Here is a 25,617-nt window from a genome sequence, read left to right on the forward strand (position 1 = left end):
TACATGTATCGAACAAAATTTTATATAAAAGAGCGTCGTACTTCCCAACGTACTTCACGAATAATACCAGCTATATCTTGTTGATACACTGGTTCTCCATAGTATCCTGTTTCTGCAGCTAGCTTTGATACAGCCTCTTCTTGACCTTGTCCAATTTCGATGGCAAGGTATCCACCGTCTTTTACTAGACGCCAACCTTCACGAATGATAGGAACATAAAACTCTAATCCCGTAGTTCCTCCATGAAGGGCAATATGAGGTTCATGTAATACTTCTTGAGATAATGTGTTCATCTCTGCGGTGGTAATATACGGTGGATTCGACACAATTATATCAAATAAACCGTCTAAGGATGTTTGTTGTTCATCAAATAGAGACTTACAAGCCTCTAACAGCGCACTATATTCAGTACCTTTACCTACTTTCACCTGTTCTAATAGTTGCTTTATATCACTTTCACAGAACCTTGAAACATCGGCTAATTCTAAGGATACGCGATTCTCCTCAGCTACTGCTAATGCTTTGTTGGAAATATCTACACCTACACCAGTGGCATTGGGCAAATAATGCAATAGACTGAATAAAATGGTACCGGGACCTGTACATAAGTCTAAAACGCGTGGCGATGCATCTACTTCATAAAGGTCTAGCATATCTTCAATTAAGGTTTCTGTATCTGGACGGGGAATCAATACATGCTCGTTCACATGAAAGTCTAACCCCATAAATTCTTTATGCCCTGTAATAGCGGCTACGCTATACCCCTTCGCACGCTGTACCACTAGAGGTCGATAGGCATCTAATTCAGCTTTGTCCAAAGGTCGGTCAAAGTTGACATATAAATACATGCGGTCACAGCCCAAACTATGAGAAAGCAGTACTTCCCCATCCAAGCGGCTTGATTCTATGCCTTTGGAGCGAAAATACTGCTCTGTCCATTGGAGCATGCGACTAATAGTCCATAACTCATTATCCATGTTGATTTGCCTCTTGCATTTTAGCGGCTTGTTCTGCTGTAATGAGGGCTTGAATTAATTCATCCATATCTCCATTTAATACAGCATTTAATTTGTATAAAGTTAAGTTAATGCGATGGTCTGTGACACGACCTTGTGGATAGTTGTACGTACGAATACGCTCGGAGCGATCCCCTGTACCCACTTGGCTTTTACGGTCTGCTGCCATAGCGGACGTCGCTTCTTGCTCTGCTTTATCTTGTAATTTAGCACGCAATACGCGCATTGCTTTTTCACGGTTTTTGAGCTGAGAACGCTCATCCTGACAAGCTACCACAATACCAGATGGTTTGTGTGTAATACGGACAGCTGACTCCGTTTTATTAATGTGCTGTCCACCTGCACCAGATGCACGGTATGTATCGATTTCCAAATCTTTTTCATTGATTTCGATGTCGATATCTTCTGCTTCTGGTAATACCGCTACCGTTACAGTAGACGTATGGATACGTCCAGAAGATTCTGTATCTGGAACACGTTGCACTCGGTGTACGCCACTTTCAAATTTTAACTTAGAATATACACTGTCGCCTTCGATGGAGAATACGACCTCTTTGAAGCCCCCTAATTCAGGCTCGTTCGCATCGATGATGGTACATCTCCAGCCTTGTGTTTCTGCGTACTTTGTAAACATACGGAATAAATCTCCTGCGAACAAAGCGGCTTCATCACCACCGGCACCGCCACGAATTTCGACGATAATATTTTTATCATCGTTCGGATCTTTTGGTAATAGCAAAATATGTAATTCTGCTTCTAATTCATCTCGACGAACTTTTAATTCATTCAATTCTTCTTGTGCCATAGCACGGAAGTCTTCATCTAGGCTTTTATCACCTAGTACTTCTAACGCTTCTTCAATGCCAGCTAAGACTTGTTTATATTGACGGAATGTGTTCACTGTATCCGTTAATGACGCATGTTGGCGAGTCAGTTTACGCCATTCTTCTTGGCGAGCAATCACATCTGGGTCAGAAATGCGCTGTTCCAAGTCTAAAAATTTATCTTCAATCACTTGCAGTTTATCTACTAACACGGTGACTCCTTTCTAATCTTCTTCGTAAGCATCTTCTTCACTAGGTCGCACAGATTGTAAGGCTCGAATAGCCACTTCAATTTGGTCATCCTCTGGCTCTCTCGTAGTCATATATTGTAGGGCCAAACCAGGAGCAATGATGGCTTTCATGAGTGGATGCTGTGTCCGTCCAGCTAGGCGAATCAATTCATAGGAAATTCCAGCCACCACTGGCATCAAGGCTAATCTAGATACTATACGTTCCACTAAATTAGGCCAACCTAGAAATGCGAATACAATAATACTCACTACCATGACGAATAATAAGAAATTAGTACCGCAGCGTGCATGTAATCTAGAATGATTTCGCACATTTTCCACGGTTAATTCCATATCATTTTCATAGGTGTGTATCGTTTTATGCTCTGCTCCATGATACTGAAAGACACGCTTAATATCTGGAGTGAGTCCAATAGCAAAAATATATAATAAAAAAAGGATTAAACGAATAATTCCTTCATATAAATTCAATATCATATGATCTGTGCCTGCACCTGGCATAAATTTTGCCAACCATGTCGGTAAGGCGATAAATAATGCTGCTGCAATGAGTACAGATACAGCCATAGTGATGGCAATTTCTTTGTTGGATACCTCTTCCTCTTCTTCTCCAGAGGCCTGTGCCGAAAAGGATAAGGCTTTCATACCAATCACTAAGGATTCAAATAAAGCTACTACTCCACGCAGAAACGGCAACTTTAATACGGGATACTTGTCTTGGATAGATTTCGTAGGTTCTTCTTTAACCGTGATGGTTCCATCTGGTTTTCGACAAGCTGTGGCCATAATCTTAGGACCACGCATCATAACCCCTTCAATGACGGCTTGTCCACCTACATATTTTTTTACTCGTTCCTGAGTCATAGGGTCTCCTGTAAAACAAATATAGGCAGAGCCTTAGCTCTGCCAATTAATTTGTATAGGTTATTTACGTAATTATTTGCCGTAACGTTTGTTAAATTGTTCGATACGACCGCGAGCTTTAGCCGCACGTTGTTGGCCTGTAAAGAATGGATGGCAGTTGGAGCAAACGTCCACGCGAAGATCACCTTTAACAGAACCAGTTTTGAATGTGTTTCCACAACCGCAAGTTACAGTTGCTTCCGCATAATTAGGATGAATTCCTTCTTTCATGTATATACACCTCTTTTCAACGTCTAAACTTTTCCTATAGATTATATCACGAATGCTATACTCTATGCAATACTAGGGACTATGACTTATTCAGATTTTTCTGCTTCTAATTTTTTAGCCTCTGCTCGTTCTTGTTTTGCTTCTTCTAAAGCTTCTTCTAAATCTACAGAGTTTAAGATTTCTTTTAGTTCTAAAATTTCTTCTAATGTTAAGGTTACACCTTTTGTCATTTGTGAGTAATCCTCATCCCAAGCACGGATATCGAATTTAGGATTGTAACGTCCCCAGCTTGTGCATGTTAATTGCTTTTTCATGCCATCTTTATTTTCTGACAACGTACCTAGTACTTTATAAATTGAATAATTCACCACAGCCATGATTAGCCCTCCTCTGCTTCTGTATTCGTTTCTGTTGGCACTGGTACAACCTCACTAGCTAGTGTGGCTAATGCATTGCCCCAGTTTGTTTCAGCTTGCACTTTTTCTGTTTCATATTGTTCTAATGAAGTGGTAAAGCTTGTAGTAAATGTAGCCAACGCCTCTTCTTTCACCACTTGACGACGGCAACTACCCATTAATTGTAATAAGGCTGGTGTGGTAGTTACCATGGACGCTAATGTACGTACTACTCGTTTTCCTTCTTCACTATTGAAATACGTATACCATAAGAATGGTGCACTTGGATGGTTAAAATACCAACGATATTCTACTGTATTATCTTGTAAAACAGATTGTTCCATCGCATACTGTACGGCTTCATTCTCTGGGGATGCCCCTAAAGGAATGCCACTCTTTTGCTCCAATGTAACAGACACATCGATGCCTTTCATAGATACTTGTAAATAATATCCCTCCAAAGCTTCAAACATGCGTTGCATGTATGTTGGAATACGATAGTCTCCATGCATATATCCATCTTCACCCATGGTTGGATGTTTTGGATTCATACTTACTTGTACACCATATAGTGAAAGTCCATAGTGAGCCAAACTAAATGTTTCCATAGATGCCAAAACTTCGTGAGGCAATGGAATGAAGTTGGTTTGCTTATACCCATCTTCAACGATTTCACAAATGGATAAATCTACTTTTTTCACAGGTCCTAAGCCATAGCGGAATTCATAGGTTTGCAATGGGGCCCATTCTCGAACGACTTCTAAATGATTTTGAAGAATCATGAACTGTAAGGCTACTCGATTCATATTCAACTGATCTTGTACGGCAGACACTGGAATGAAGTAACGTACAGTGCCTTTTTCGCTTACATTATTCACACGAGCCGCCATTTCTTCCATCGTCGTTACTGGTGCTGTGAACATGCCAGATGTAGCTGCTACAATGTGGTCAAAGATAACATCTTCTGGCCATTCATTGATCACTGGTGCTAATGGATATAGACTACGGAATAGGTCATAGCAGCTTTCAGAGGCTGTATAAAACAGCAAACGATCTGTGGGAAGGGTTTGCATTATTTCTTCTGCAATGGCTGCATATTCCTCAAAATAGGCAAAAAGAATTATACCTTCTGTATTCTTGTGGAAGTCGATAACTTCTTTGAACGGTACAGTCCATTGACGACCTGCGGACACACCTTCATAATAGCCAGTAGCACTGATGAAATCCATTAATTCTACGCTAAAGGAAATGCCGTAAATGTCCTTAAAGCCTGCTTCATCATATGGCAAGGGTCCAAACATATCTACTGTGGATGTTTGAGCAAGCTCAAACAATTCTTTCGGCGTAATCCCCCACTCACGGACTTCACCGCTTTGGGTGATGATTTGATCTAATACACGGAATCTTGCTATTTCCTGTACGATAGCAGGACCTGTAACACCTACTTTTGTAAAAGTTTCTATGAGATGTCTCATTTGTTCTGTCATACTATACCTTCCCTGCCGATTGGCATACATCATATAAAGGACATTCGTCACATAATGGTTTTCGTGCTTTACAAATTTTTCGACCGTGCCAGATCATCCAATGATGTGCGGCACTCCAGTGTTCCATAGGAATTGCTTTTTTCAGTTTCTTTTCTACTTCGTCTGGTGTTTTACCCTTAGCAATACCTAAGCGATTGGATACACGGAACACATGCGTGTCTACCGCAATGGCTGGTGTATCAAATAGTATGGATACTAATACATTGGCTGTTTTACGACCAACCCCTGGCAATGTGACTAAGGTATCAAAATCTCGGGGCACTTCACTATTGTGTTGTTCCACTAAAATTTTGCATGTTTCATGAATATGTTTAGCTTTAGAACGATATAACCCGCAATCTTTAATGAGCGCCTCTAATCCAGGTATACCTAATTCATACATGTCTTTAGGATCGCTATATTTCGGAAAGAGTCGTTTTGTTACAATGTTGACTCGTTCGTCAGTACATTGTGCAGATAATGCAACTGCTACTAGTAATTCAAAAGGCGTAGTAAATTCTAGTGCCGGTTTTGCATCATGGTAGACTTCTCCCAATATTCGTATTTGCTCTGCCTTGATGGCTTTTGTGATTCGCATCGGAGCCTTCTCCTCTAAGATGAAAAAACTATATAAATTGTGTTATAATATAAATCTACAATGAATATCATCGATTAGATACTTTCATCTAACCAAGTATATAAAGTATCATACCATAAAGAAAGTCTACTAACAAATAAGGAGATTATCTATGACTGAACAAGAAAAAAAAGAAATGACCATGGAAGAAGCATTAACACGCATTAATGCATTGGCAGCGAAAAAAAAATCTGGTCAAACTTTAACAGAAGAAGAATTAGCAGAAAAGAAAGATTTATATGAAGTGTATTTAGGTTTTATCCGTGCCCAAGTGGTACAACATTTGGAATCTATTGAGTTTGTAGATGCTGAACCTGAAGCAGATACTGTGGAAGTGGATGTAGATTTAGACATAAAACACTTACGGAAGAAGTATTAATATGTCTCAATACACAGAAAAGGATTTGCGCATTTTAGAAGAACCCTTTGTGGAAATCAGAAAAAAGGTAAAAATTCTACTTCGTATGGGCTGTTTATTATCTGAAAATGGAGCCAATGCGAACCAAATTGTTCGAGATATGCGTCGCGCAGCCGCATATATGGGAATTCCAGCAGATCATCTTCATATCCATATTGCCTACTCTAATATTTTAATTAATATTCATAGTCCAGAAGATTGCTTTACATCCTTTAGAAATGTCCAATATTTAGGTGCTAATATGGATATTATTTCCGCCATTAGTGTCTTAACTTGGACTGCATTACGTAATGAGTATACTCTTGATGAATTTTCCCAAAAACTCGAAGAGATTGCTAAAAAAGATCCTCCCCATTCGGATGCCACATCTGCCATCTTTGCAGGATTTGCCTGTGGTGCTTTTCCTATCTTATTTGGGGGTACTATTATCTCTGCATGGATTACAACATTCTGCGCTCTCCTTGGATTTATTATACAATTGATATTAAAACGTTTTCAAATTAATGGGTATATCAGTATCGCCTGTGCTGCTGCGGTATCTTCTGGATTAGCCTTTCTATCCGGATGTATTTTTGACTCTGCCGATGTCATCTATGCTATGATTGCTTGCACATTGTTTATGGTTCCTGGCATTCCTCTCATTAATACAGTCGATGATTTGCTAAACAACTACATTTTGGCAGGAATATCTCGATCTGTACATACGTTACTCATTGTGGGCAGTATGACTGTAGGGATTAGCATGGCTCAATACTTCAATCATTCTTATGATTTCACCCATTTAAGTATTGTTCCAGACAGCATTTCCATTGTTTTATTAGGTGCTGCCGTTGTGGGTGCTGCAGGCTATGCTGTCATGTTTTATACTCCAAAGCGTCTACTCCCACTCATAGGTATTGGTGGCCTCATTGCTATTTTAGTAAAAAATACGCTCATATTATACTTAGGATTTTCTGTGTTTGGCGCTACTTTCATCGCTGCTGCTATGGTCAGTTTATTTTCTCTGAAAGCAGCTCGTTATTCCCATACATCCTCTAAAGTATTAGCGATTCCATCAGCGATTCCTCTTGTACCTGGCGTATTTATCTATCGATTTTTATATGCCATGTTACATATTAATTCTCTCACATCTGCAACCTTAGTCGAAGCCATTCAAAGTGGAGTCACTGCCATCCTAATCATCATATCCATCGGTGTGGGCGTTGCTATTCCTTCTATTCTAGCTGGTAAAATATTAGATGCTAGAAAAGAGAAAAAACTAGAAAGTTTATTAGATAAACGGTATACATAAGAAAAGGACTGATATCTCAAAGATATCAGTCCTTTTTGTGTATTATAGATGAGCTTCTACAGCTGCTTTTAATTCTTCTAATGGAATGAAACCGATTTTGCGATCTACGATTTCACCATTTTTGAAGATAGCAAAAGTAGGAAGAATTTCAATTTTGAAGAATTGTGCCAATTCAGGTTGTTCATCAGTGTTTACTTTTGTTAATGTCACTTTGTCGCCTAAGGCAGCTGCCAATTCATCATATACTGGCATCATGCGAACACAGTATCCACACCATGGTGCCCAGAAATCTACAACAGTTACTTTATCATTTGTTGCTACTACTTCTTTAAAATTTGCAGATGTTACATCAATAATTGCGCTCATATAAGCCTCCTATTAAATTTGAATCAATACACAGTCTTGAATCACTTCAAGACCTAATTCAGTTGCCTTTTTCACTACTGCCGGTTTATCCGCACCTGGTTGTAGCCAAACGGTCTTAACCCCTAACTCTTTACAACTATCTAGAGCTTCTAAACCAACTTTTTCTGGCACAACAAAGTCGACTACAGTAGGTACTACTGGCAACTCATGCAAGCTTGGATAGCATTGTACGCCATCGATAGATGTAATATTAGGATTCACTGGATACACTGTATATCCTTTATTGACAAGATGTTTGAAAATCTTATATCCGAACTTATCGGTTCTTGTTGTGGCACCTAAAACGGCCCACGTTTTTTCTTGGATCGCTGTTTCCATTGACATACGTATCACCTCGTTACTGTACTATCATACCATAATATCGAAATTTGTCAATTTAATTGTATCTTGTTTTAATAGTTTCTTTGGAATTGTAATCTCCAATAGTTCTGAAAGCCCTATGTGACCGCTAAGAGGTAAGTCCCCCTTTGTGAGTAATCCTGTTTCTAATGCAAACCATGCCCACAATCTCTCTGGTGTAGCCCCTTGGTTCTGCAGATCACGTATGGTTATACTTTGTTGCCGTTTAGACAGACGATACCCTTCTGCATCCACTAGCATAGGGGCATGACCATATTGCAAAGAAGGAAACCCCAAGGCTTGGGCCAGCGCAATTTGATGACCCGTCACAGGCAGTAAATCATTACCACGAACTACTTCTGTGACACCCATTTCATAATCATCAATGACCACCGCCAAATGATAGGCAATCATTCCATCCCATCGCTTTAACACGATATCATCATTACAAGATTGGATTTCATAATCTATCGTGCCTCGATATATGTCCAGAAAGGATCCTTTTATATTCTCCATATGAAATCGCCAAGAAGGTGGTCTTTCACCTATAGTCGGCTCATGGGTTAAACAATATCCATCGTACACATGATTGGCTTCACCTTGATGAGGAGCGCTACTGATTTCCTGTAAGCGCGCTCGATTACAATAACACGGATATAACCGTTTTTGGCTATGTAATTCTTGTAAATATCTCTCGTATATATCCAAACGTTCGGATTGATACGTAGGTGCTTCGTCCCAAGTAAAACCAAGCCAAGATAAATCTTCTAGTATATGTTCTGCATAGATTGGTTTAGACCGTTGTGTATCTACATCTTCTATGCGCACTATATATTCACCATCTTGATGCCGTGCAGACCAATAGGACAAAAATGCTACCCACAAATTCCCTACATGCATATGGCCTGTAGGACTGGGTGCAAAACGACCTTTCATAGAAACCTCCTAGGCCTCTTCGCTAAGGTGTTCCCACCTCTCATAGAGAGCCTCTAACTGTGATGTTGTATTGGCTAACTCTTGAGACAATCGTTCATATTCTGATATATCTCCTTGTATAGATGGGTCCTGTAGCTGTACCGTATACATTTTAACTGTCGCCTCATACCTTGCAATATCTGATTCTACTTTGGCTAATTCCTTTTCCAGCATAAAAGAATTCGTTTTCTTTTTAGGGGCTGTCACTGCTTCTGAATAGCTAGTATCTTGTTCCTCTGTTATAGCAGCCTCAGATATACCTTTATGTATCTCACCATTAGAATCAGTACTCACTGCTGTACCTCCAGCATTGTCGGCCTTTCCTGCTGTATTGCTGGACATATTGTTGCGTTTCATCTGCTCAACTTCTAATCGTTGGGCTGCTAACACTGATCGTTCCAACATTTTTTCTTTATAATACGAATAATTGCCATGAAACTCTTCAATGCCACCATTATCTAAGACCACAATGCGTTTTGCCACAGCATCCAACAAATATCTGTCATGGGAAATAATGAGCAATGTGCCCTCAAACTGTTGTAAGGCTTGCTCCACTGTTTCTCGTGTAGGGATGTCTAAATGATTTGTCGGTTCGTCAAGGATTAAGAAGTTACGGCCTTCTAAAAATAACTGTAATAAAGCTACCCTAGCACGTTCTCCACCAGATAAATCTCCTATTAACTTGAATACATCATCACCTCTAAATCGAAAGGCACCTAATACGCTACGAGCAGATTCTTCTGACATATCATAAGGAGCCATGATCTCTTGTAACACAGACCAACTAGGGTGTAATTCTTCATGTTCTTGCGAGAAATATCCTGTCTGTACACGATTTCCAGTTGTAATCGATCCATCCAGTGTATTAAGTTCCCCCATAATTGTTTTTACAAAAGTCGATTTTCCAGCTCCATTCGCACCAATTAAGCCTACCACATCTCCTCGACGTAAGGTCGTTGTAATATGTGTAGCCACTGGATGTTCTACATCATATCCAATGGACACATCTTCCACCATCAACACTCTGTCTGCACTCATTTCTGCCTTAGGAAAGGTAAAAGCAAACTCTCTATCTTGGTCTGGTGCCTCTAATCTTTCTAGTCTATCTAACTGTGATTGACGACCACGAGCCATTTTAGATTTTATGCCTGCTCGATATTTGTCAATATATTCTTCCGTTTTACGAATGTGTTCCTGTTGCTTTTCATACGCACGTTGATACGCCACTCGTTGCTGCTCTCGTTGTTTCAAGAACTGGCTATAATTACCTTTATAGGTATGCACTTTATGATGAGATAATTCTACCACTTCTGTCGCCACTTGATCTAAGAAATATCGGTCATGACTGATAATGACAATGCCACCTTTATAGGATTTTAAATATCCCTCTAACCACTCTAACATTGGCATATCTAGATGGTTAGTAGGCTCATCAAGAAATAAAAAATCAGGACGACGCACCAAGGCTTTCGCCAAGTTAATACGCGTTTTTTGTCCCCCAGAAAATTCACTGGCTTTCTTCTTTAAATCTTCGTCACTAAATCCTAACCCATAAGCAATACGTTGGCTTTGTTTTTCATAATCATAGCCACCAAGCCATTCTAATCGCTCTTGTAAATAGGATAAACGACGCAAGTCCTGTTCTGTGGCATCTCGATTTTCTAATTCTGTCGTTAACGCTTCTAACTGGGATTCTAAGTGCTGTACATCAGCCCAAGCCGTTTGAATTTCTTCTTCTAAACTAGCATCACCTAAATTTACATCTTGCTGTAAATAGCCTATAGTGATACTACTGTCTTTCACAATGATCCCCGCATCATGTTCTTCTATGCCTAGTATGCATTTCATCAACGTCGATTTACCTGCCCCATTCGGGCCAACTAAAGCGAGACGTTCTCCTTGTCGTATGGTAAAAGATACATTAGAGAAAATTTCTCGTATCCCAAAGGATTTCCCTAGTTTTTCTATTCGGATCTGTTCCAAAATACTTCCCCTATCCTATTTTTATTCCTTATACAAAAGTATTACCAATACATAGTATCTAAAAAATATACCATTTATCTTAGTAAATAGTATAGGTAGTTTATAAACTAAGTAATACTTCTTGTAAATGATTCGTCAAAGCTTGTTCAAATTTATCTATCGTAGTTGCGTCCAAGTCATGTGTAATTCCTGGATAGCCTTGTTGTCTAGTTTCACCAAAAAATTCATCGCGGAATGTATTATAAAATAAGACGACTCCTGTTTCCTCATTATCTTTGATATAGGTGCCAATAATATAGGAACCATTAATCATGTCTAATGCAGTATGAGGAGTCACATCTAAATGATATTCTGCGATTGTTTGTGGCAATGCCTCTGTATAATTCCACTGATGTATACCTTTTTTCTTGTATTCGTACACAAATCCTTCTTGTGGCGCCATAAATCGTGTCATCATAGATGCTTTATAGTTGGCCTTTAGGTTCTCCATAAATGGGGTTAAAGACTCACGTATAAAAGCAATGTCTACAAACTCTACTAAAGGTATTGTAATACGTACCATATAATCCCCTACTTCCGTATCATAGAGAGCTGACCAACGCCAATTTCTATCATTTGTATAATAAAAGATACTATATACAGTAGATGATAAGGCTTTTTGTTCCACCACTAAGTGAAAGTCTCCAATAGTGGATTCTAACCATGATAAATCGAGGGTTTCACATTCTTTTATGATTGTATCCATGGACTCTTTCCTTATCGTAGTTGACTATATAATGCTTGATACTGTGATTCATGCGCTATCACGCGTTTCACGTAATCTTTTGTTTCTGGAAATGGTATTTTGTCTATATCATCAAAATTATCATCCCAGCCATAGGTCTGCATCCATTCCTCCACATGACCACGTCCTGCATTGTACGCTGCTAAGGCTAAGATTTCGTTACCTTTAAATTCTTCTAATAAATATGATAAATACCAAGTCCCTAATTGTATATTCGTGTTCGGTTCCTTAATATCTTGGTCAGATAGGCTAGACTGATTTAATTGTTCTCCAATCCAGTGCGCTGTTTCTGGCATTAACTGCATCAATCCAATAGCCCCTGGTAAAGATTTTGCATTCGTATCAAATTTACTTTCCGTATAGATAACAGCCGCAACCATAGATGGTCTTACATGGTAAGTAGATGCATTTTTCATTACCGCGCTTTCATATACCAACGGATACGCATACTGTCTAGCTAAATAGGGTTGTCCATATTGCACATAGTAGGCCGTAAGAACAACGATTAGCCAAGCAAATGCTGTGGATACCCTCATAGTTCCTCCTTCTGAAAGTGAATTTTCGCTGTTTTCCACAATTTTCGTAATTGTTTTTCTAACTGTTTCATAGTCCCTGAATTATCAATAACTACTGTGCTCAATGCACGCTTTTCATCTAAACTCATTTGGCTGTGGATTCTATCTAATGCTTCTTGTTCAGAATAACTATTGCGTTTCATCAGCCGTTCTAACTGAGTAGCAGGATTCACATAGACCAACCAAATTTCATCCATACGTGCATACCAATCTGTTTCAAACATCAATGGTATATCATAGATAATAGCCTGCTTTCCTTTTGCTTCCCATTCTTCTGTCAATTCTTGTATACGATGTCTAATATGGGGTTGCAGTATAGAATTTATGGTCTCCAAGGCTTCTGGATCAGAAAATACTAGGCTACCAATATAGGCACGATGTAACGTACCATCTTCTAGCACTGTATTAGGTCCAAAGGCCTCTACCAATTCCTGCAAACCTGGTGTCCCCGGCTCTACTACTTCTCTAGCCACTACATCTGCATCAATATAGGGAACACCTTTTTTTTGTAACCATCGTAACACTGTACTTTTACCAGAAGCAATGCCTCCTGTGAGTCCGATTTTATACATATTTACACCCCACATTTGATTCTAGTCATACTCAACTATTATTATACACAAGCTATTCCATAAAAATTGTAAAAGCCTACTATTTTACATCTGCCCAGTTCTGTGCACTGTGCACATCTACCTGCAATGGCACTCGTAATGTCACTACTTGTTCCATACAATTACGCAACAGAGTTTCTACTTGCTCTTGTTCCGATTCTACTACTTCTAGCACTAGTTCATCATGTACCTGTAATAAAATACGAGATTGTAAGCCTTGCTCTTCTAGCGCTTGTTCTACTTGGTTCATGGCTAACTTAATAATGTCTGCCGCTGTCCCTTGAATTGGCGTATTCATAGCTGTACGCTCTGCAAAGGAACGACGATTAAAGTTACGGCTATTAATATCAGGCAATGGGCGAACACGGCCAAACATAGTGCGTACAGATCCAGTTTCATGGGCTTCTTGCACCATGCGGTCCATGTACCCTTTAATTTGTGGATAACGACTGAAATATAACTCAATATATTCTTTTGCTTCTGCTCTCGTAATACCTAAGTCACGAGACAAGCCAAAGTCACTAATACCATAAATAATACCGAAGTTGATAGCTTTTGCATGGGAACGTTCTAGTGGCGTTACTTCTTCTAAGGATTTACCTAATACTTCTGCTGCTGTAAAACGGTGAATATCTTCACCATTTTGGAATGCTTGAATTAAGGCAGGATCCTCTGACAAGTGCGCCAAAATACGTAATTCTATCTGAGAATAATCGGCACTAATGAACATATCATATCCATCATGAGGTTTAAATAAAGCTCGAATTTCTCGGCCTTTTTCACTGCGTACAGGAATATTTTGCAAATTCGGATCGGAACTACTTAAACGACCAGTAGCTGTTACCATTTGATTAAAAGAAGTATGAATCCGATTAGTATGAGGATTTACAAGTCCTTCAAACCTTTCTAAGTAGGTAGATACCAATTTTACTACTGAACGATAGGCCAAAATTTGTTCTACAATTTCATGGTCATTTCTGAGCATGTCTAGGACTTCAGCATCCGTAGAATAACCAGTTTTTGTTTTCTTAATCACTGGCAATTGTAATTTTTCAAACAAGATAACACCTAATTGTTTTGGCGAATTAATGTTGAAAGTTTCTCCAGCCAATGTAAATATCTTTTCTTGTAGTTCACTAACCTCTACTTTGAAGCGTTCCAATGTAGTGTGTAATTGGTCTACATCCATGTAAATACCATTTTTTTCTAGTACACATAGAGTACGTAATAATGGCAATTCAATATCTCGATATAAGTCCCACACACCTGCTACTTCCATCTCTTCCGTAGCCTTCTCGTGCATATGGTATAAAGCTTGTGCTTGTAGAGCCCACTCTGTTTCATTTTCCGTAGCAGGAATGGAAGGTTGTCCAAAACGTTCGCATAAATAGGTCATACCATAGTTTGCTCGTGTAGGATCAAGTAAATACGCCATTAATGTAAGATCTTTGATATGAACAGTTTCTTCTTTCAAAATTGAAATACGACCTGTTGTTTCAGTACCTAACACTTCAAATAACAATTTTGCATTATCTGTAACCAGTTCCTTAGCCCCTTGAAAGACTGTTTCTAAATGCCCTACATCTACAAATCCATTCACAACTAATTGGGTATCCCCATTATATAGATATAAGGCTTCTATCGTCCTAAATGGATGTGTTCCCGCTTCTTTCAAGACAAGGCTAATCACTTTATCTTCGTAAAATTCTCGTGGTACTTCTGTGACATGAGTTAATTCAATTTCTTCCGCTGGTGGAGCTAAGAATTGATCGAATAAAGTCCCTTCTTCTGCCACACCCATAGCCTTTAGTAATCTTGGTGTTACTGCGTGAAAACCTAACTTTTCAAATAAAGGTGTCACTTCACCACGATGTACAGTAGGAACAAATTGCTCTAGTTCATAAGGCATATCCATATCTGTTTTGATGGTAGCTAGTTGATGCGAAATGAACGCTAAGTCTTTATTGTCTACTAATCGTTCTTTCAGTTTTCCCTTTTGTTCCTCAATATGCTCATATACACCTTCTAGAGTACCATATTGATTCAATAGTTTAAGGGCTGTTTTTTCACCAACACCAGGCACACCTGGAATATTATCTGAAGAATCTCCCATAAGAGATTTCATTTCAATAACCATTTGAGGTCCATACCCATACAGTTCTTCCATATTAGCCATAGTCACATGAAGCATATCAGTGATGCCTTTTTTCGTTAAAAACACACTGGTATACTCATCGACTAGTTGCAGGTTGTCTCTATCGCCAGTAATGATATGAACAGCAAGGTCTGACGAGCCCCATTTTTTACTCAACGAGCCAATGATATCATCGCCTTCAAATCCTTCTTCTTCAATGACAATGATACCTAAGGATTCTAAGACTTCACGGATCAAGCTAAATTGTGGGCGCAATTCATCTGGTGCACTTTGACGAGTTCCTTTATAGTCTTCGTAAATATCCATACGGAATGTTTGTTTACCTTTATCAAAGGCAACTGCGATATAATCTGGATTGATTTCCTCATACAGTTTTGTAAGCATTGTTAAGAATCCATACACCGCATTAGTAGGAACTCCTAGAGCATTTTGCAGTGGTGGAAGCGCAAAAAATGCACGATATAATAAACTACTGCCATCTATAACCATTAATTTTTTCATATAAACATCTCCTATTAATAGATTTATGTATCCTTAATTATATCATATTTCCTGCTCTCATGAGTGATGAAAATATAGGTTATTCCTGTATGAACCCTTGCTATATAAGCCAATATTCCTTAGAGTAAATATAAAAATAGTTGCAAAACTGTACGCCCTATGATATACTACTTTAGTAATAATACAGTAAATCACAAGGAGGTGACTCAATTGCCAAATATTAAATCCAGTATTAGAAGCGTAAAAACGGATGCTGAACGTCGTGCGAAAAATTCTGCTGTAAAATCTCAAATTCGTACAGCTACTCGTAAGACTGTAGAAGCTGCTCAAGCAGGCGCTGTAGAAGAAGCTAAAAAAGCACTAGTTCATGCTACAAGCGTAATTGATAAAGCAGCCTCCAAAGGCGTTCTTCATAAAAATACTGCAGCTCGCAAAAAATCCAATTTAGCAGCTAAAGTAAATGCTCTATAATGAACTCTAAAAGAGGGTTAACAAGGAGAAATACTATTTCTCTTAGTTAACCCTCTTTTTTATATATCACCTCTATGTTCTAGAATCACCGTAAGATACTAGTATGTATGCATGTATCTACTGATTCTAGTATTCCTCTATAAAAATTATCAAGGCAATTATAACAAAAGGAGCTACTTTCATAGCTCCCCTCGTCGTATTCGTTCAAGCTTTTCCGCCACATCCCCATCAATATGTGCACCTAATTCATTACGTTGTAATGTCATAGCATCACGTTGATGATAACCTGTATATCGTTTTCGTTCTTCTTGTTTAGCTAAGTCTATTTGATGACGTAATTCACGTGCTGATATGCGTAATCCTCCAAATCCTAAAATTTGGTTTTGTTCTTCCCCATCACTTGTTACTACATAGATTGTTTTATATTGACCCTTTTTACTAAAGACTTCACGCTCAATATAAGCATCTGCCGTCTCATGGGTACCTGTAAAGACTTCAATAAAATCTGCAGATATACGTTGTTCATCTGCTGTAAAAGGTGCGTGCTTACCATCAAATACAAGAATAATTTTATATCCCTTATAGGTCCCATAATTGAGTAATCTATGACGTAATTCTAATCGGGCATGTTCTAAAGACTCCTTACTGAGTGATTTCAAGTCAGCCCAATCAAAAATAACATTATACCCATCTACAATTAAAATATCTTTTTTCATAGTATACCTATTATCGTTGACGTCTCGCTTCATATAAAAGGACCGCTGCTGCTACCGATGCATTTAATGAGTTAATGGTTCCAAACATAGGAATCGTTACCAATACATCACACAATTCCTTTGTCAATCGACTTAGACCTTTTCCCTCATTACCAATGACCAATACAATAGGACCTGTCATATTGACATCATACATCACAGTCCCATCCATATGAGCACCCATCACCCAGAATCCTTGACTTTTTAATTGCTCAATGGTCTGTGCTACATTACCAATTTGCACCAAAGGAATCGATTCTACAGCCCCTGCAGAGGTTTTACTTACCGTCGCATTAATAGGCGCATTATGACGTTTGGGAATCAATACAGCCGTAGCACCAACACACTCTGCCGTACGAATGATGGCCCCCATATTATGAGGATCTTCCACACCATCCGTTAAAATCAACAACGGATGCTCTTCCGTACACTTGAGCAATACATCTTGCAGCTCTTGAAACTTCACCGCATTCACCAAGGCTACCACACCTTGATTCGGCACGTCACTAGGATACTTCTGTAAATCCCGTTCCTTCACGCGACGAACCTCAATACCCTTAGACTTTGCCAAGCCCAATATCTCCGAAAGAGAGCCACCTTGCTTACCTTCTGCCACTAAAATACGATGAATCCCACGATCCGACTTCAGCGCCTCACGCACAGCATTACGACCTACAATAAACGTATCCATGAAAACCTCAAACCTTCCCAACAGTAATACGACCTATATTAGTTAAGCTATTACCATTACATAGCATCTATGTCATATCATCAGAATCTATAAAAACTAGCTACTACTAGCTATTACTCTATTATACCATTAAAAGAGGACAACCCCAACATAACACATGAGCGCCCCCCTGAAACGTTGTCATCCTATATACTTTTAAAGAAATACGCCATAGACTTCCATGAAGATATATTGTATTTGCTATAAGAAGTCTGTGGCTTTTTGATGATTAGCCGAAAACCTAGAAGAACGCCACATGTTCCGGAGCAAACCTACCGTAGGATCAGTTTGTGGAGGAATGTGTGGCGCACTTCCCTCTCCTCTGAGCACCATCCGCTGAAACGTTATCACTGCCACTAGCATATAATGAAAAAGTGCGATACATTCTATACGATGTCACGTTCAATTTTTTCTAATCTAGAAAACACAAGAAGAGCACGGTATGCCCCCGAACAAACATTATGAAATACCGTTTGAGAGGGGGTATGCCGTGCTCTTCCCTTTCCTCTAAGCGACACCCGCTGAAACGTTGTCAGAGCCAGTCTATAGTAAAAAGCGCGACATGTTCCAGAACAAACCTACCGTAGGATCAGTTTGTGGAGGAATATGTCGCGATTTTTACTTTATAAATGTGACAACGTTTCAGAAAAAGCGAATTCCATGAGAGTAGTAAGTCTCTCTTCATCCCCCTTGCGATAGGTATACCCCAACAACGCCTCAAAGGCTGTACTCATGCGGTATTCCTGTACACTGGCACTTTTCGGTACATGCACATTACTATTGCGAGCCCGTTTTGCCACTAATAACTCTTCCTCTGTCAGAGTTGGCTCTAATGCCTGTAATACTTTCGCCTGTGCTTTTGCATTGATAAATGACGTCACTACATCATGAAGTATTTGTGTTTTTGTAATGCCCGTTTCTACTACACGATTTCTGATAAATAAAGTATATACACCATCTCCAATATAAGCAAGCATAAGAGAGTCCTCTAAAGGACCCTCTCCATTTGCTTCTACTTTCACTGAAGATTTTAATTTATCAATCGCCATAGATCGTAGCTGTTTGTATCGATTAAAGTTCACGTTTTTTCCACCGTGCCCCTTGTGGGGAATCTTCGATGACAATTCCAATATTGGCCAATTCATCACGAATGGAGTCTGCAATGCCCCATTGTTTTTGATCACGAGCACATTGACGAATATTCAAGATGACTTCCATTAATTGATTATATTCTTCATTACTAGTTTCTTGACCTTTCCAGCCCTCTTCTAATAAACCTAGAATATCTAACATCATTTTAAAGATTTCTTTAACTTCACCAATAGTACTATGGCATACAGTGCCATCACAGCTTTGAACAGATTGGTAATAGATGTTAATTTCTTTTGCCAAACCATAGATTGGTGCTGTTGCTAACGCTGTATTGAAATCATCGCTCATAGCTGCTTCAAACTCTTCTTTATAGTTACGAGCATTTTTCAATAATTCTGCTGCTTCCAGTTCACACAATCCTTCTGGACGACTTTCTAAGTACAGTAAGTTGTCAATCACGGTTTGGAATCGTTCAATAGCCTTAGTCGCTTCATCTAAGCGTTCATCACTGAAGTCCAATGGACTACGATAATGTGTGCTCAACAAGAAGAAACGTAATGCATCTGCACTATATTGTTCTAAAATATCTTTCACCAAGAAGAAATTGTTCAAGGATTTACTCATTTTTTCTTGATTAATCGTAATGAAACCATTATGCACCCAATAACGTACAGCTGGATGGTGTTCAGAGCATCCTTCAGATTGGGCAATTTCATTTTCATGATGAGGGAAGATTAAGTCAGATCCACCGCCATGGAAGTCAAATTCTTCGCCCAAATATTTTTGACTCATAGCAGAACATTCAATGTGCCAACCTGGTCGGCCTTGCCCCCAAGGGCTTTCCCAGAATGGTTCGCCTGGTTTTGCCGCTTTCCATAAAGCAAAGTCCATTGGATTTTCCTTACGGTCATCTACATCTACACGAGCACCAGCTTCCATATCGTCTAAAGTACGACCAGATAGCTTACCATAATGCTCAAATTTCTCTACACGATAGTACACATCACCATCTACTGCATAGGCATAGCCATTGTCGATTAATGTAGTGATCATGGAAATAATTTCTTCCATATGCGTAGACACACGAGGATATACATCGGCACGACGCACATGTAATGCATCCATTACATCATAGTAGGCATCAATATAGCGATCAGAGATTACATTCCATGCTACCCCTTCACCATTAGACGTATTAATGATTTTATCATCCACATCTGTAAAGTTTTGTATATATGTTACTTTATAGCCTACATGGCTCAAATAACGACGAATGGTGTCCCAAGTTACAAAAGGACGTGCATTACCAATATGAGGATGATTATATGGTGTTACACCGCATACGTAGATGCTAACTTCCCCTTCTTTCACAGGTTGGAATACTGATTTTTCACGAGTCATCGTGTTGAAAACGGTCAGTTCTCTCATTAGAAATAGCCTCCTTGTATGCACTTAGCCTAGACGGCGAAGTACTTTTTCTTTGCCAAATAAGGTAATAATATAATTCAAATCAGGACCGTGCATTTGACCTGTGGTAGCAATGCGAATTGGCATAAATACAAATTTGCCTTTTAATCCTGTTTCTTTCATAATCGCTTTGATTGCTGCTTTGACAGCATCTGGGGTAATCTCATCCATAGCTTCAATTTTTTCTTTAAAAGTCCCAATTACTGTTGGATAGGATTCTTCTGCTTTCACAGCTGCAATCTCTTCTGCATGTTCTGCATCTTCTAGGATATCATCTTGGAAGAACATATTTACTTCATCTACGATTTGAGCACCATAACTAATATGGTCTTTCACGCAAGTACAAAGCATTGTGAGCCATGCTTGTTCCTCTGTAGACGGACTTTCACTAGCGTAGCCAGCTTTTACCAAATGAGGTAAACATAATTCATATAATGCATCTGGTGTCAATTGTTTCATATAATTGAAATTAATATAATTCAATTTATCAATATCAAAGACAGCTGGATTTTTTGCCACTCGATCCATAGAGAATTTTTGACACAACTCTTCCTTAGTGAATAGTTCTTCCTCACCTTCAGGAGCCCAGCCTAGTAAGGCTAAGAAGTTCACAATCGCTTCTGGCAAGTATCCCAACTCACGGTATTGTTCAACAGAGGTAGCACCATGTCGTTTACTCATTTTTTTGCCATCTTTGCCCATAATCAAGGAAATATGACCAAATGTTGGTACATCCCAGCCCAAAGCTTTATAGATCACGATTTGACGTGGTGTGTTAGATAAATGTTCTTCCGCACGGATAACATGAGAAATACCCATTGTGTGATCGTCTACCACAACGGCATAGTTATAGACAGGAATTCCATCGGATTTAACAATAACGAAATCTCCAATACCATTAGACTCAAAGGATACATGACCACGAACCATATCATCAAAAGCTACTGTTTCATGCAACGGAACACGTAAACGGATGGTTGGTTTACGTCCTTCTGCTTTGTAGGCAGCTTTTTGTTCTTCCGTTAAATGATGACAATGACCATTATATTTTGGAGTTTCACCACGACCTAATTGCTCTTCCCGAACGGAATCTAATTCTTCTTGGGAACAATAACATTCGTAAGCATGACCAGATTCTAACAATTGTTGTGTTACTTTTTCGTAAATATCTAAACGTTCTGTTTGGCGATATGGACCATGTTCGCCCCCTACGTCAACACCTTCATCCCAGTCCATACCAAGCCATTTAAGAGCAGCCTTAATGTTTTCTTCGCTTTCACGAGTAGAACGAGCTTGGTCAGTATCTTCCACGCGCAATAAGAATGTACCTTGCTCCTTGCGAGCTAATAAATAGTTAAATAATGCGGAACGAGCTCCACCAATATGAAATGGACCGGTTGGACTCGGTGCAAAACGAACTTTCATGAGTTATAACTCCTCTCTTTCATACATTGAAACAACAGCTTGTGCGGCTATACCTTCTGTTCTTCCCAAGGCACCTAACCCTTCATTTGTCGTTGCTTTAATACTAATTCTACTAAGAGGGATACCTAAATCCACACTTAGATTTTCTTTCATTTTTTCAATATGAGGTTTCAATTTTGGAGCTTCTGCAATGACCATGATATCTGCATTGTAGATTCCAAAATTTGAGTCCTTTAATAATTGTACCACTTTTTCTAATAATAGCCTACTAGAAATCCCTTTGAAAGCATCATCTTCTGGAGGAAAATAATAGCCAATGTCTCGCATACCTGCAGCCCCTAGCATAGCATCCATAAGGGCATGAATCAACACATCCGCATCAGAATGCCCATCAGGACCAATAGGGCTATCGATAGTTACCCCTCCTAATACACAAGGTCGTCCCTCTTTGAAACGGTGGATATCATAACCATAACCAATACGCATCATAGATTCTACTCCTAAATACTTCTTAGCAATTGCCACATCTTCAGGGACTGTTAATTTAATATTTTTTCTATCCCCTTCTACAATGTGCACTGGGTTTCCTTGAAACTCTACTAAAGACACATCATCGGTTCCTTTATATCTGTGTTCTTCCGCATATACATAAGCATCTAACAAAATAGCAGTTTGAAACCCTTGTGGTGTTTGCATTCCATATAATTCAGAACGTACTAATGTTTCTTCTACATATCCCTCTGCATTCACACGTTTTATCGTATCTACTACAGGAATGGCTGGCACTGCAGCTCCATATACTTTAGCCCCCTCAACCACTCGATGAGCTAACTCCTTGTTCGCTAATGGTCTTGCACCATCATGCACTAATACAATCTCTGCTCCATTCGATACTTGTGAAAGTCCAGCAGCTACAGAGTCTTGTCGTTCTGCACCGCCAATCACATATTGTACCATCCACGGTACCTGCATAGCTTCCACTTGTTCTTGAATAGAGAGTTGATCTTGTTCCGATACAACCACAATGACTTCTTCTAAGCCTTCCCATTGTTTCATGTGATGTAAATTCCATTGTAACACTGTATACTGTCCCAACGGCATACACACTTTATTCTCTGTATAGCCCATTCGGCGTCCTGCACCTGCTGCTAATAAGATACAACTAATCATGGTACTCCCTTTCTAGGAATTTGATTCCTCTACACGGGCAAAAATCATTCGTCCCGCACTGGTTTGTAATACAGAGGTAACTACTACATTTACTGTTTGATCCACATAGTCTACACCATTTTCCACAACAATCATAGTACCGTCATCTAAATAGGCAACTCCTTGATGTGGTTCTTTACCAACTTTCATAATACGTACTAGTAAGGTTTCACCACTCGTCATTTTTGGCTTAATAGCATTTGCTAGATCATTTAGGTTCAACACCCCAACTCCTTGCAATGTGGCTACTTTATTCAGATTAAAATCATTGGTTATGAGCTTCCAATGTTTATCCATACTAAGTCGAATCAATTTCAAATCTACTTCTGACAGATCTTCATAATCAACATCTATGATTTCCATGGATTCTGTTAATTTTTCACGCATTGTCTGTAGTAAGTCTAACCCTCGTCTGCCTTTATTACGTTTCAAAGTATCCGCAGAATCAGACAATTTTTGTAATTCTTCTAGTACAAATACAGGCACTATGAAAGGACCTTCCAAAAATCCTGTATTCACAATATCTAAAATTCGACCATCAATGACAACCGATGTATCTAAGACCTTAGCAGAACAAGTTCGGATTTCTTTTACTTTTGATTCTTTAGGTGATCTACCCTTATTGAGCAATCCTCTAAACGTATAAGATACCATAGCTTTATATAAGTCTGGCCCTTTATCCATTCCCAAACGAATCCCTATATATCCCAATACAGCACTGAGCGCGATAGGTAAGTATGAGCCAATAATTGGTACACGCTCAAAAGCCATACCAATTAAATTAGCAATAATGAGTCCAAATAATAATCCTATCGTGCCAGCTACTAGTTGTTGACTAGGAACTCGACTTAAAATACGTTCAATTTGTTTTGCTACTCTTAATCCTATACGCAAAATATACTGGGACACTAAATAGCCGATAAAAGCTGCCAGTAAGATACTTATAGTATAGTACAATATCATCACTGCAGAGATTCCAAATACACCCATTTGCAGCATCTTTTCATCCCATATAGATACCATAAGTGTTGATAGTGCATCTGCTCCGACGTACCCCATACTGCCAAATAAAATAGCAATAGCATAGCGCAATAATTTATAGATCATATGGTCACCTCCTCTTTTTTTAGTATACTAGCCCTACGTGTAATTTTAATGAATACTTGATAGTAAAGACTCTGCACATAGGGTTAGAAAATACTTTTCATCACTTCTTGAATACTAGTCACCCCTTGTATGGAGATACCTTCTTGTATTCCTTTCAACTGTTTTACATTCCCAGCAGGAATCACAAATTGTTTAAACCCTAATTTCTTGGCTTCTGCAATTCGGTGTTCTATTCTTGGAATACTACGAATATTCCCTGTCAATCCTACTTCGCCTAATATCACCATATCTGGAGGTACAGGCTTATTTTTTAAGTTAGAAATTATGGCTACTGCCATGGCTAGGTCACAAGCAGGTTCATTAATTTTTAAGCCCCCAATAATAGTAACATACACATCTTTGTTACCTAAGGTAAAGCCACAGCGTTTTTCTAATACTGCTAGTAGTAAAATCAGCTTATTTAAATCATACCCAATAGCCGTTCTTCGTGGCATACCAAAGGCAGTGGATACCACTAAACTCTGCACTTCTACCAAGATAGGTCGTACTCCTTCTAAGTATGCCATTATGGCAGAACCCGTCTCTTCTTCTGATCGCTCTGCTAATAAAGTAGCTGATGGGTTGAGGAGTTCACCTAACCCTTCTTCTTCCATGGTAAATAATCCTGATTCCGATGTAGATCCAAATCGATTTTTAATTCCTCGTAAAATACGAAATTGATAGGACCGTTCTCCTTCAAAATACAATACTACGTCTACCATATGCTCTAACATACGAGGTCCTGCGATAGTACCATCTTTGGTAACATGACCAATGATAATCACTGGAATGTCTTGATCTTTTGCAAAGCGTAACAATCTAGCTGTACATTCACGAACTTGACTGACACTTCCCGGTGCAGATTCTACAGAACCTACATACATAGTTTGGATAGAGTCAATAACAAGTAACATTGGTTGACTTCGTTTAGCTTCATTCAATATGGTATCTAAATTAGTTTCTGCCTGCACTAAGAGATTGGAAGAATTGATACCTAGTCGATGCGCTCTCAGCTTTAACTGCATATCTGATTCTTCTCCAGATGCATATAGGACTTTACCTGACTCTTCTGCAATACGACCAGACACTTGTAACAGTAAGGTAGACTTACCAATACCTGGGTCCCCACCTAGCAAGATTAACGCACCAGGTACAATGCCACCGCCAAGAACACGATCAATTTCTCCATATCCAGATGTAATTCGGGCTATAGCGCCTACCTCAATCTCTGTCAAAGCCTTGGGCTTGTTATCTTCATCTTTTACCGGTCGATAAGACGCTACATGCTTTGTTTTAACTTCCGGTTGCAGTTCTTCCTCCACCGCCGTATTCCAAGCATCACAAGCAGTACAACGACCAAACCATTTCGATGATTCATTTCCACACTCTGAGCAGAAAAAAACTGTTTTCTTTTTAGCCATATATACCCTTTCTTATAAAAATAATGCGCGTCACTGAAAAGAAACGCGCACTACTCTTCG

General features: G+C 39.1%; 26 protein-coding genes. 3 read left to right on the forward strand and 23 right to left on the reverse strand.

Going from position 1 to position 25,617, the window contains the following annotated elements:
* Positions 1-20: 20 nt before the first annotated feature.
* The 7 genes from prmC to nth form a co-directional block, all read right to left on the reverse strand.
* Positions 21-977 (reverse strand): peptide chain release factor N(5)-glutamine methyltransferase, encoded by a 957-nt coding sequence (gene prmC / locus EO114_RS01165; protein ID WP_127061073.1) that lies wholly within the window; start codon positions 975-977, stop codon positions 21-23.
* Positions 970-2,052, reverse strand: coding sequence for a peptide chain release factor 1 (gene prfA / locus EO114_RS01170; protein ID WP_062402531.1), 1,083 nt, complete (start codon positions 2,050-2,052; stop codon positions 970-972). Before prfA ends, prmC begins: the two co-directional genes overlap by 8 nt.
* A 12-nt stretch (positions 2,053-2,064) precedes the next feature.
* Positions 2,065-2,955, reverse strand: coding sequence for a DUF1385 domain-containing protein (locus tag EO114_RS01175; protein WP_062402528.1), 891 nt, complete (start codon positions 2,953-2,955; stop codon positions 2,065-2,067).
* 72 nt (positions 2,956-3,027) lie between these two features.
* Positions 3,028-3,225: a 50S ribosomal protein L31 gene (rpmE, locus tag EO114_RS01180; RefSeq protein ID WP_009354094.1), complete on the reverse strand. Its 198-nt coding sequence runs from the start codon at positions 3,223-3,225 to the stop codon at positions 3,028-3,030.
* Positions 3,226-3,311: 86 nt separating this feature from the next.
* Positions 3,312-3,602 carry a YdbC family protein gene (locus EO114_RS01185; protein WP_009354108.1) on the reverse strand — a complete coding sequence of 97 codons (291 nt, stop codon included), beginning with the start codon at positions 3,600-3,602 and terminating at the stop codon, positions 3,312-3,314.
* Between the two features lie 2 nt (positions 3,603-3,604).
* Positions 3,605-5,107 carry a hypothetical protein gene (locus EO114_RS01190; protein WP_127061075.1) on the reverse strand — a complete coding sequence of 501 codons (1,503 nt, stop codon included), beginning with the start codon at positions 5,105-5,107 and terminating at the stop codon, positions 3,605-3,607.
* A gap of 1 nt (position 5,108) precedes the next feature.
* Entirely contained in the window at positions 5,109-5,744 is a 636-nt protein-coding gene (gene nth / locus EO114_RS01195) for an endonuclease III (protein WP_009354082.1), read from the reverse strand.
* Between the two features lie 151 nt (positions 5,745-5,895).
* Between nth and EO114_RS01200 the strand changes: the two genes are divergently transcribed.
* Positions 5,896-6,162, forward strand: a complete 267-nt coding sequence (locus EO114_RS01200; protein ID WP_231723410.1) for a DUF896 domain-containing protein — start codon at positions 5,896-5,898, stop codon at positions 6,160-6,162.
* Position 6,163: 1 nt separating this feature from the next.
* Complete coding sequence (locus EO114_RS01205) at positions 6,164-7,492, forward strand: threonine/serine exporter ThrE family protein (RefSeq protein WP_062402519.1); 1,329 nt, start codon at positions 6,164-6,166, stop codon at positions 7,490-7,492.
* Positions 7,493-7,534: 42 nt separating this feature from the next.
* On the opposite strand, the gene trxA is transcribed toward EO114_RS01205, so the two are convergent.
* The 8 genes from trxA to polA all read right to left on the reverse strand — a co-directional run bounded on the left by trxA (position 7,535) and on the right by polA (position 15,841).
* Positions 7,535-7,858, reverse strand: a complete 324-nt coding sequence (trxA, locus tag EO114_RS01210; RefSeq protein ID WP_009354160.1) for a thioredoxin — start codon at positions 7,856-7,858, stop codon at positions 7,535-7,537.
* Between the two features lie 12 nt (positions 7,859-7,870).
* Entirely contained in the window at positions 7,871-8,242 is a 372-nt protein-coding gene (locus EO114_RS01215; protein ID WP_062402516.1) for a CoA-binding protein, read from the reverse strand.
* 24 nt (positions 8,243-8,266) lie between these two features.
* A complete protein-coding gene (gene gluQRS / locus EO114_RS01220) occupies positions 8,267-9,193 on the reverse strand; it encodes a tRNA glutamyl-Q(34) synthetase GluQRS (protein WP_126941014.1) in 927 nt (308 codons plus the stop codon).
* Positions 9,194-9,202: 9 nt separating this feature from the next.
* A complete protein-coding gene (locus tag EO114_RS01225) occupies positions 9,203-11,215 on the reverse strand; it encodes an ABC-F family ATP-binding cassette domain-containing protein (protein ID WP_126941015.1) in 2,013 nt (670 codons plus the stop codon).
* A gap of 100 nt (positions 11,216-11,315) precedes the next feature.
* Positions 11,316-11,960 (reverse strand): hypothetical protein, encoded by a 645-nt coding sequence (locus tag EO114_RS01230; protein WP_126941016.1) that lies wholly within the window; start codon positions 11,958-11,960, stop codon positions 11,316-11,318.
* Positions 11,961-11,971: 11 nt separating this feature from the next.
* Positions 11,972-12,535 carry a lytic transglycosylase domain-containing protein gene (locus EO114_RS01235; protein ID WP_062402504.1) on the reverse strand — a complete coding sequence of 188 codons (564 nt, stop codon included), beginning with the start codon at positions 12,533-12,535 and terminating at the stop codon, positions 11,972-11,974.
* Positions 12,532-13,146 carry a dephospho-CoA kinase gene (gene coaE / locus EO114_RS01240; protein WP_126941017.1) on the reverse strand — a complete coding sequence of 205 codons (615 nt, stop codon included), beginning with the start codon at positions 13,144-13,146 and terminating at the stop codon, positions 12,532-12,534. Before coaE ends, EO114_RS01235 begins: the two co-directional genes overlap by 4 nt.
* A 79-nt stretch (positions 13,147-13,225) precedes the next feature.
* The gene (polA, locus tag EO114_RS01245) at positions 13,226-15,841 is read right to left on the reverse strand and encodes a DNA polymerase I (protein WP_126941018.1); all 2,616 of its coding nucleotides are present in this window, start codon (positions 15,839-15,841) and stop codon (positions 13,226-13,228) included.
* A 210-nt stretch (positions 15,842-16,051) separates the two neighbouring features.
* Here polA and rpsT point away from each other — a divergent pair, with 210 nt between their 5' ends.
* The gene (gene rpsT / locus EO114_RS01250) at positions 16,052-16,312 is read left to right on the forward strand and encodes a 30S ribosomal protein S20 (protein WP_009354152.1); all 261 of its coding nucleotides are present in this window, start codon (positions 16,052-16,054) and stop codon (positions 16,310-16,312) included.
* A gap of 179 nt (positions 16,313-16,491) precedes the next feature.
* Here rpsT and EO114_RS01255 read toward each other — a convergent pair whose 3' ends face one another.
* The 8 genes from EO114_RS01255 to radA all read right to left on the reverse strand — a co-directional run bounded on the left by EO114_RS01255 (position 16,492) and on the right by radA (position 25,557).
* Positions 16,492-17,028, reverse strand: a complete 537-nt coding sequence (locus tag EO114_RS01255) for an NYN domain-containing protein (protein ID WP_126941019.1) — start codon at positions 17,026-17,028, stop codon at positions 16,492-16,494.
* Between the two features lie 10 nt (positions 17,029-17,038).
* Positions 17,039-17,758: a 23S rRNA (guanosine(2251)-2'-O)-methyltransferase RlmB gene (gene rlmB, locus EO114_RS01260; RefSeq protein ID WP_126941020.1), complete on the reverse strand. Its 720-nt coding sequence runs from the start codon at positions 17,756-17,758 to the stop codon at positions 17,039-17,041.
* Positions 17,759-18,420: 662 nt separating this feature from the next.
* Positions 18,421-18,879 (reverse strand): Mini-ribonuclease 3, encoded by a 459-nt coding sequence (locus EO114_RS01265; protein WP_164723732.1) that lies wholly within the window; start codon positions 18,877-18,879, stop codon positions 18,421-18,423.
* Positions 18,869-20,317, reverse strand: a complete 1,449-nt coding sequence (gene cysS / locus EO114_RS01270) for a cysteine--tRNA ligase (RefSeq protein ID WP_126941021.1) — start codon at positions 20,315-20,317, stop codon at positions 18,869-18,871. The genes EO114_RS01265 and cysS overlap by 11 nt, the downstream gene beginning before the upstream one ends.
* Positions 20,318-20,341: 24 nt before the next feature.
* Entirely contained in the window at positions 20,342-21,781 is a 1,440-nt protein-coding gene (gene gltX, locus EO114_RS01275; protein WP_126941022.1) for a glutamate--tRNA ligase, read from the reverse strand.
* 3 nt (positions 21,782-21,784) lie between these two features.
* The gene (ispD, locus tag EO114_RS01280) at positions 21,785-22,951 is read right to left on the reverse strand and encodes a 2-C-methyl-D-erythritol 4-phosphate cytidylyltransferase (RefSeq protein WP_127010834.1); all 1,167 of its coding nucleotides are present in this window, start codon (positions 22,949-22,951) and stop codon (positions 21,785-21,787) included.
* Between the two features lie 12 nt (positions 22,952-22,963).
* Positions 22,964-24,097 carry a PIN/TRAM domain-containing protein gene (locus tag EO114_RS01285; protein ID WP_126941023.1) on the reverse strand — a complete coding sequence of 378 codons (1,134 nt, stop codon included), beginning with the start codon at positions 24,095-24,097 and terminating at the stop codon, positions 22,964-22,966.
* An 83-nt stretch (positions 24,098-24,180) separates the two neighbouring features.
* Positions 24,181-25,557 (reverse strand): DNA repair protein RadA, encoded by a 1,377-nt coding sequence (gene radA / locus EO114_RS01290; protein WP_127061077.1) that lies wholly within the window; start codon positions 25,555-25,557, stop codon positions 24,181-24,183.
* Positions 25,558-25,617: the final 60 nt, after the last annotated feature.

Source organism: Veillonella sp. 3627 (assembly GCF_003992195.1).
Taxonomy (GTDB): Bacteria; Bacillota; Negativicutes; order Veillonellales; family Veillonellaceae; genus F0422.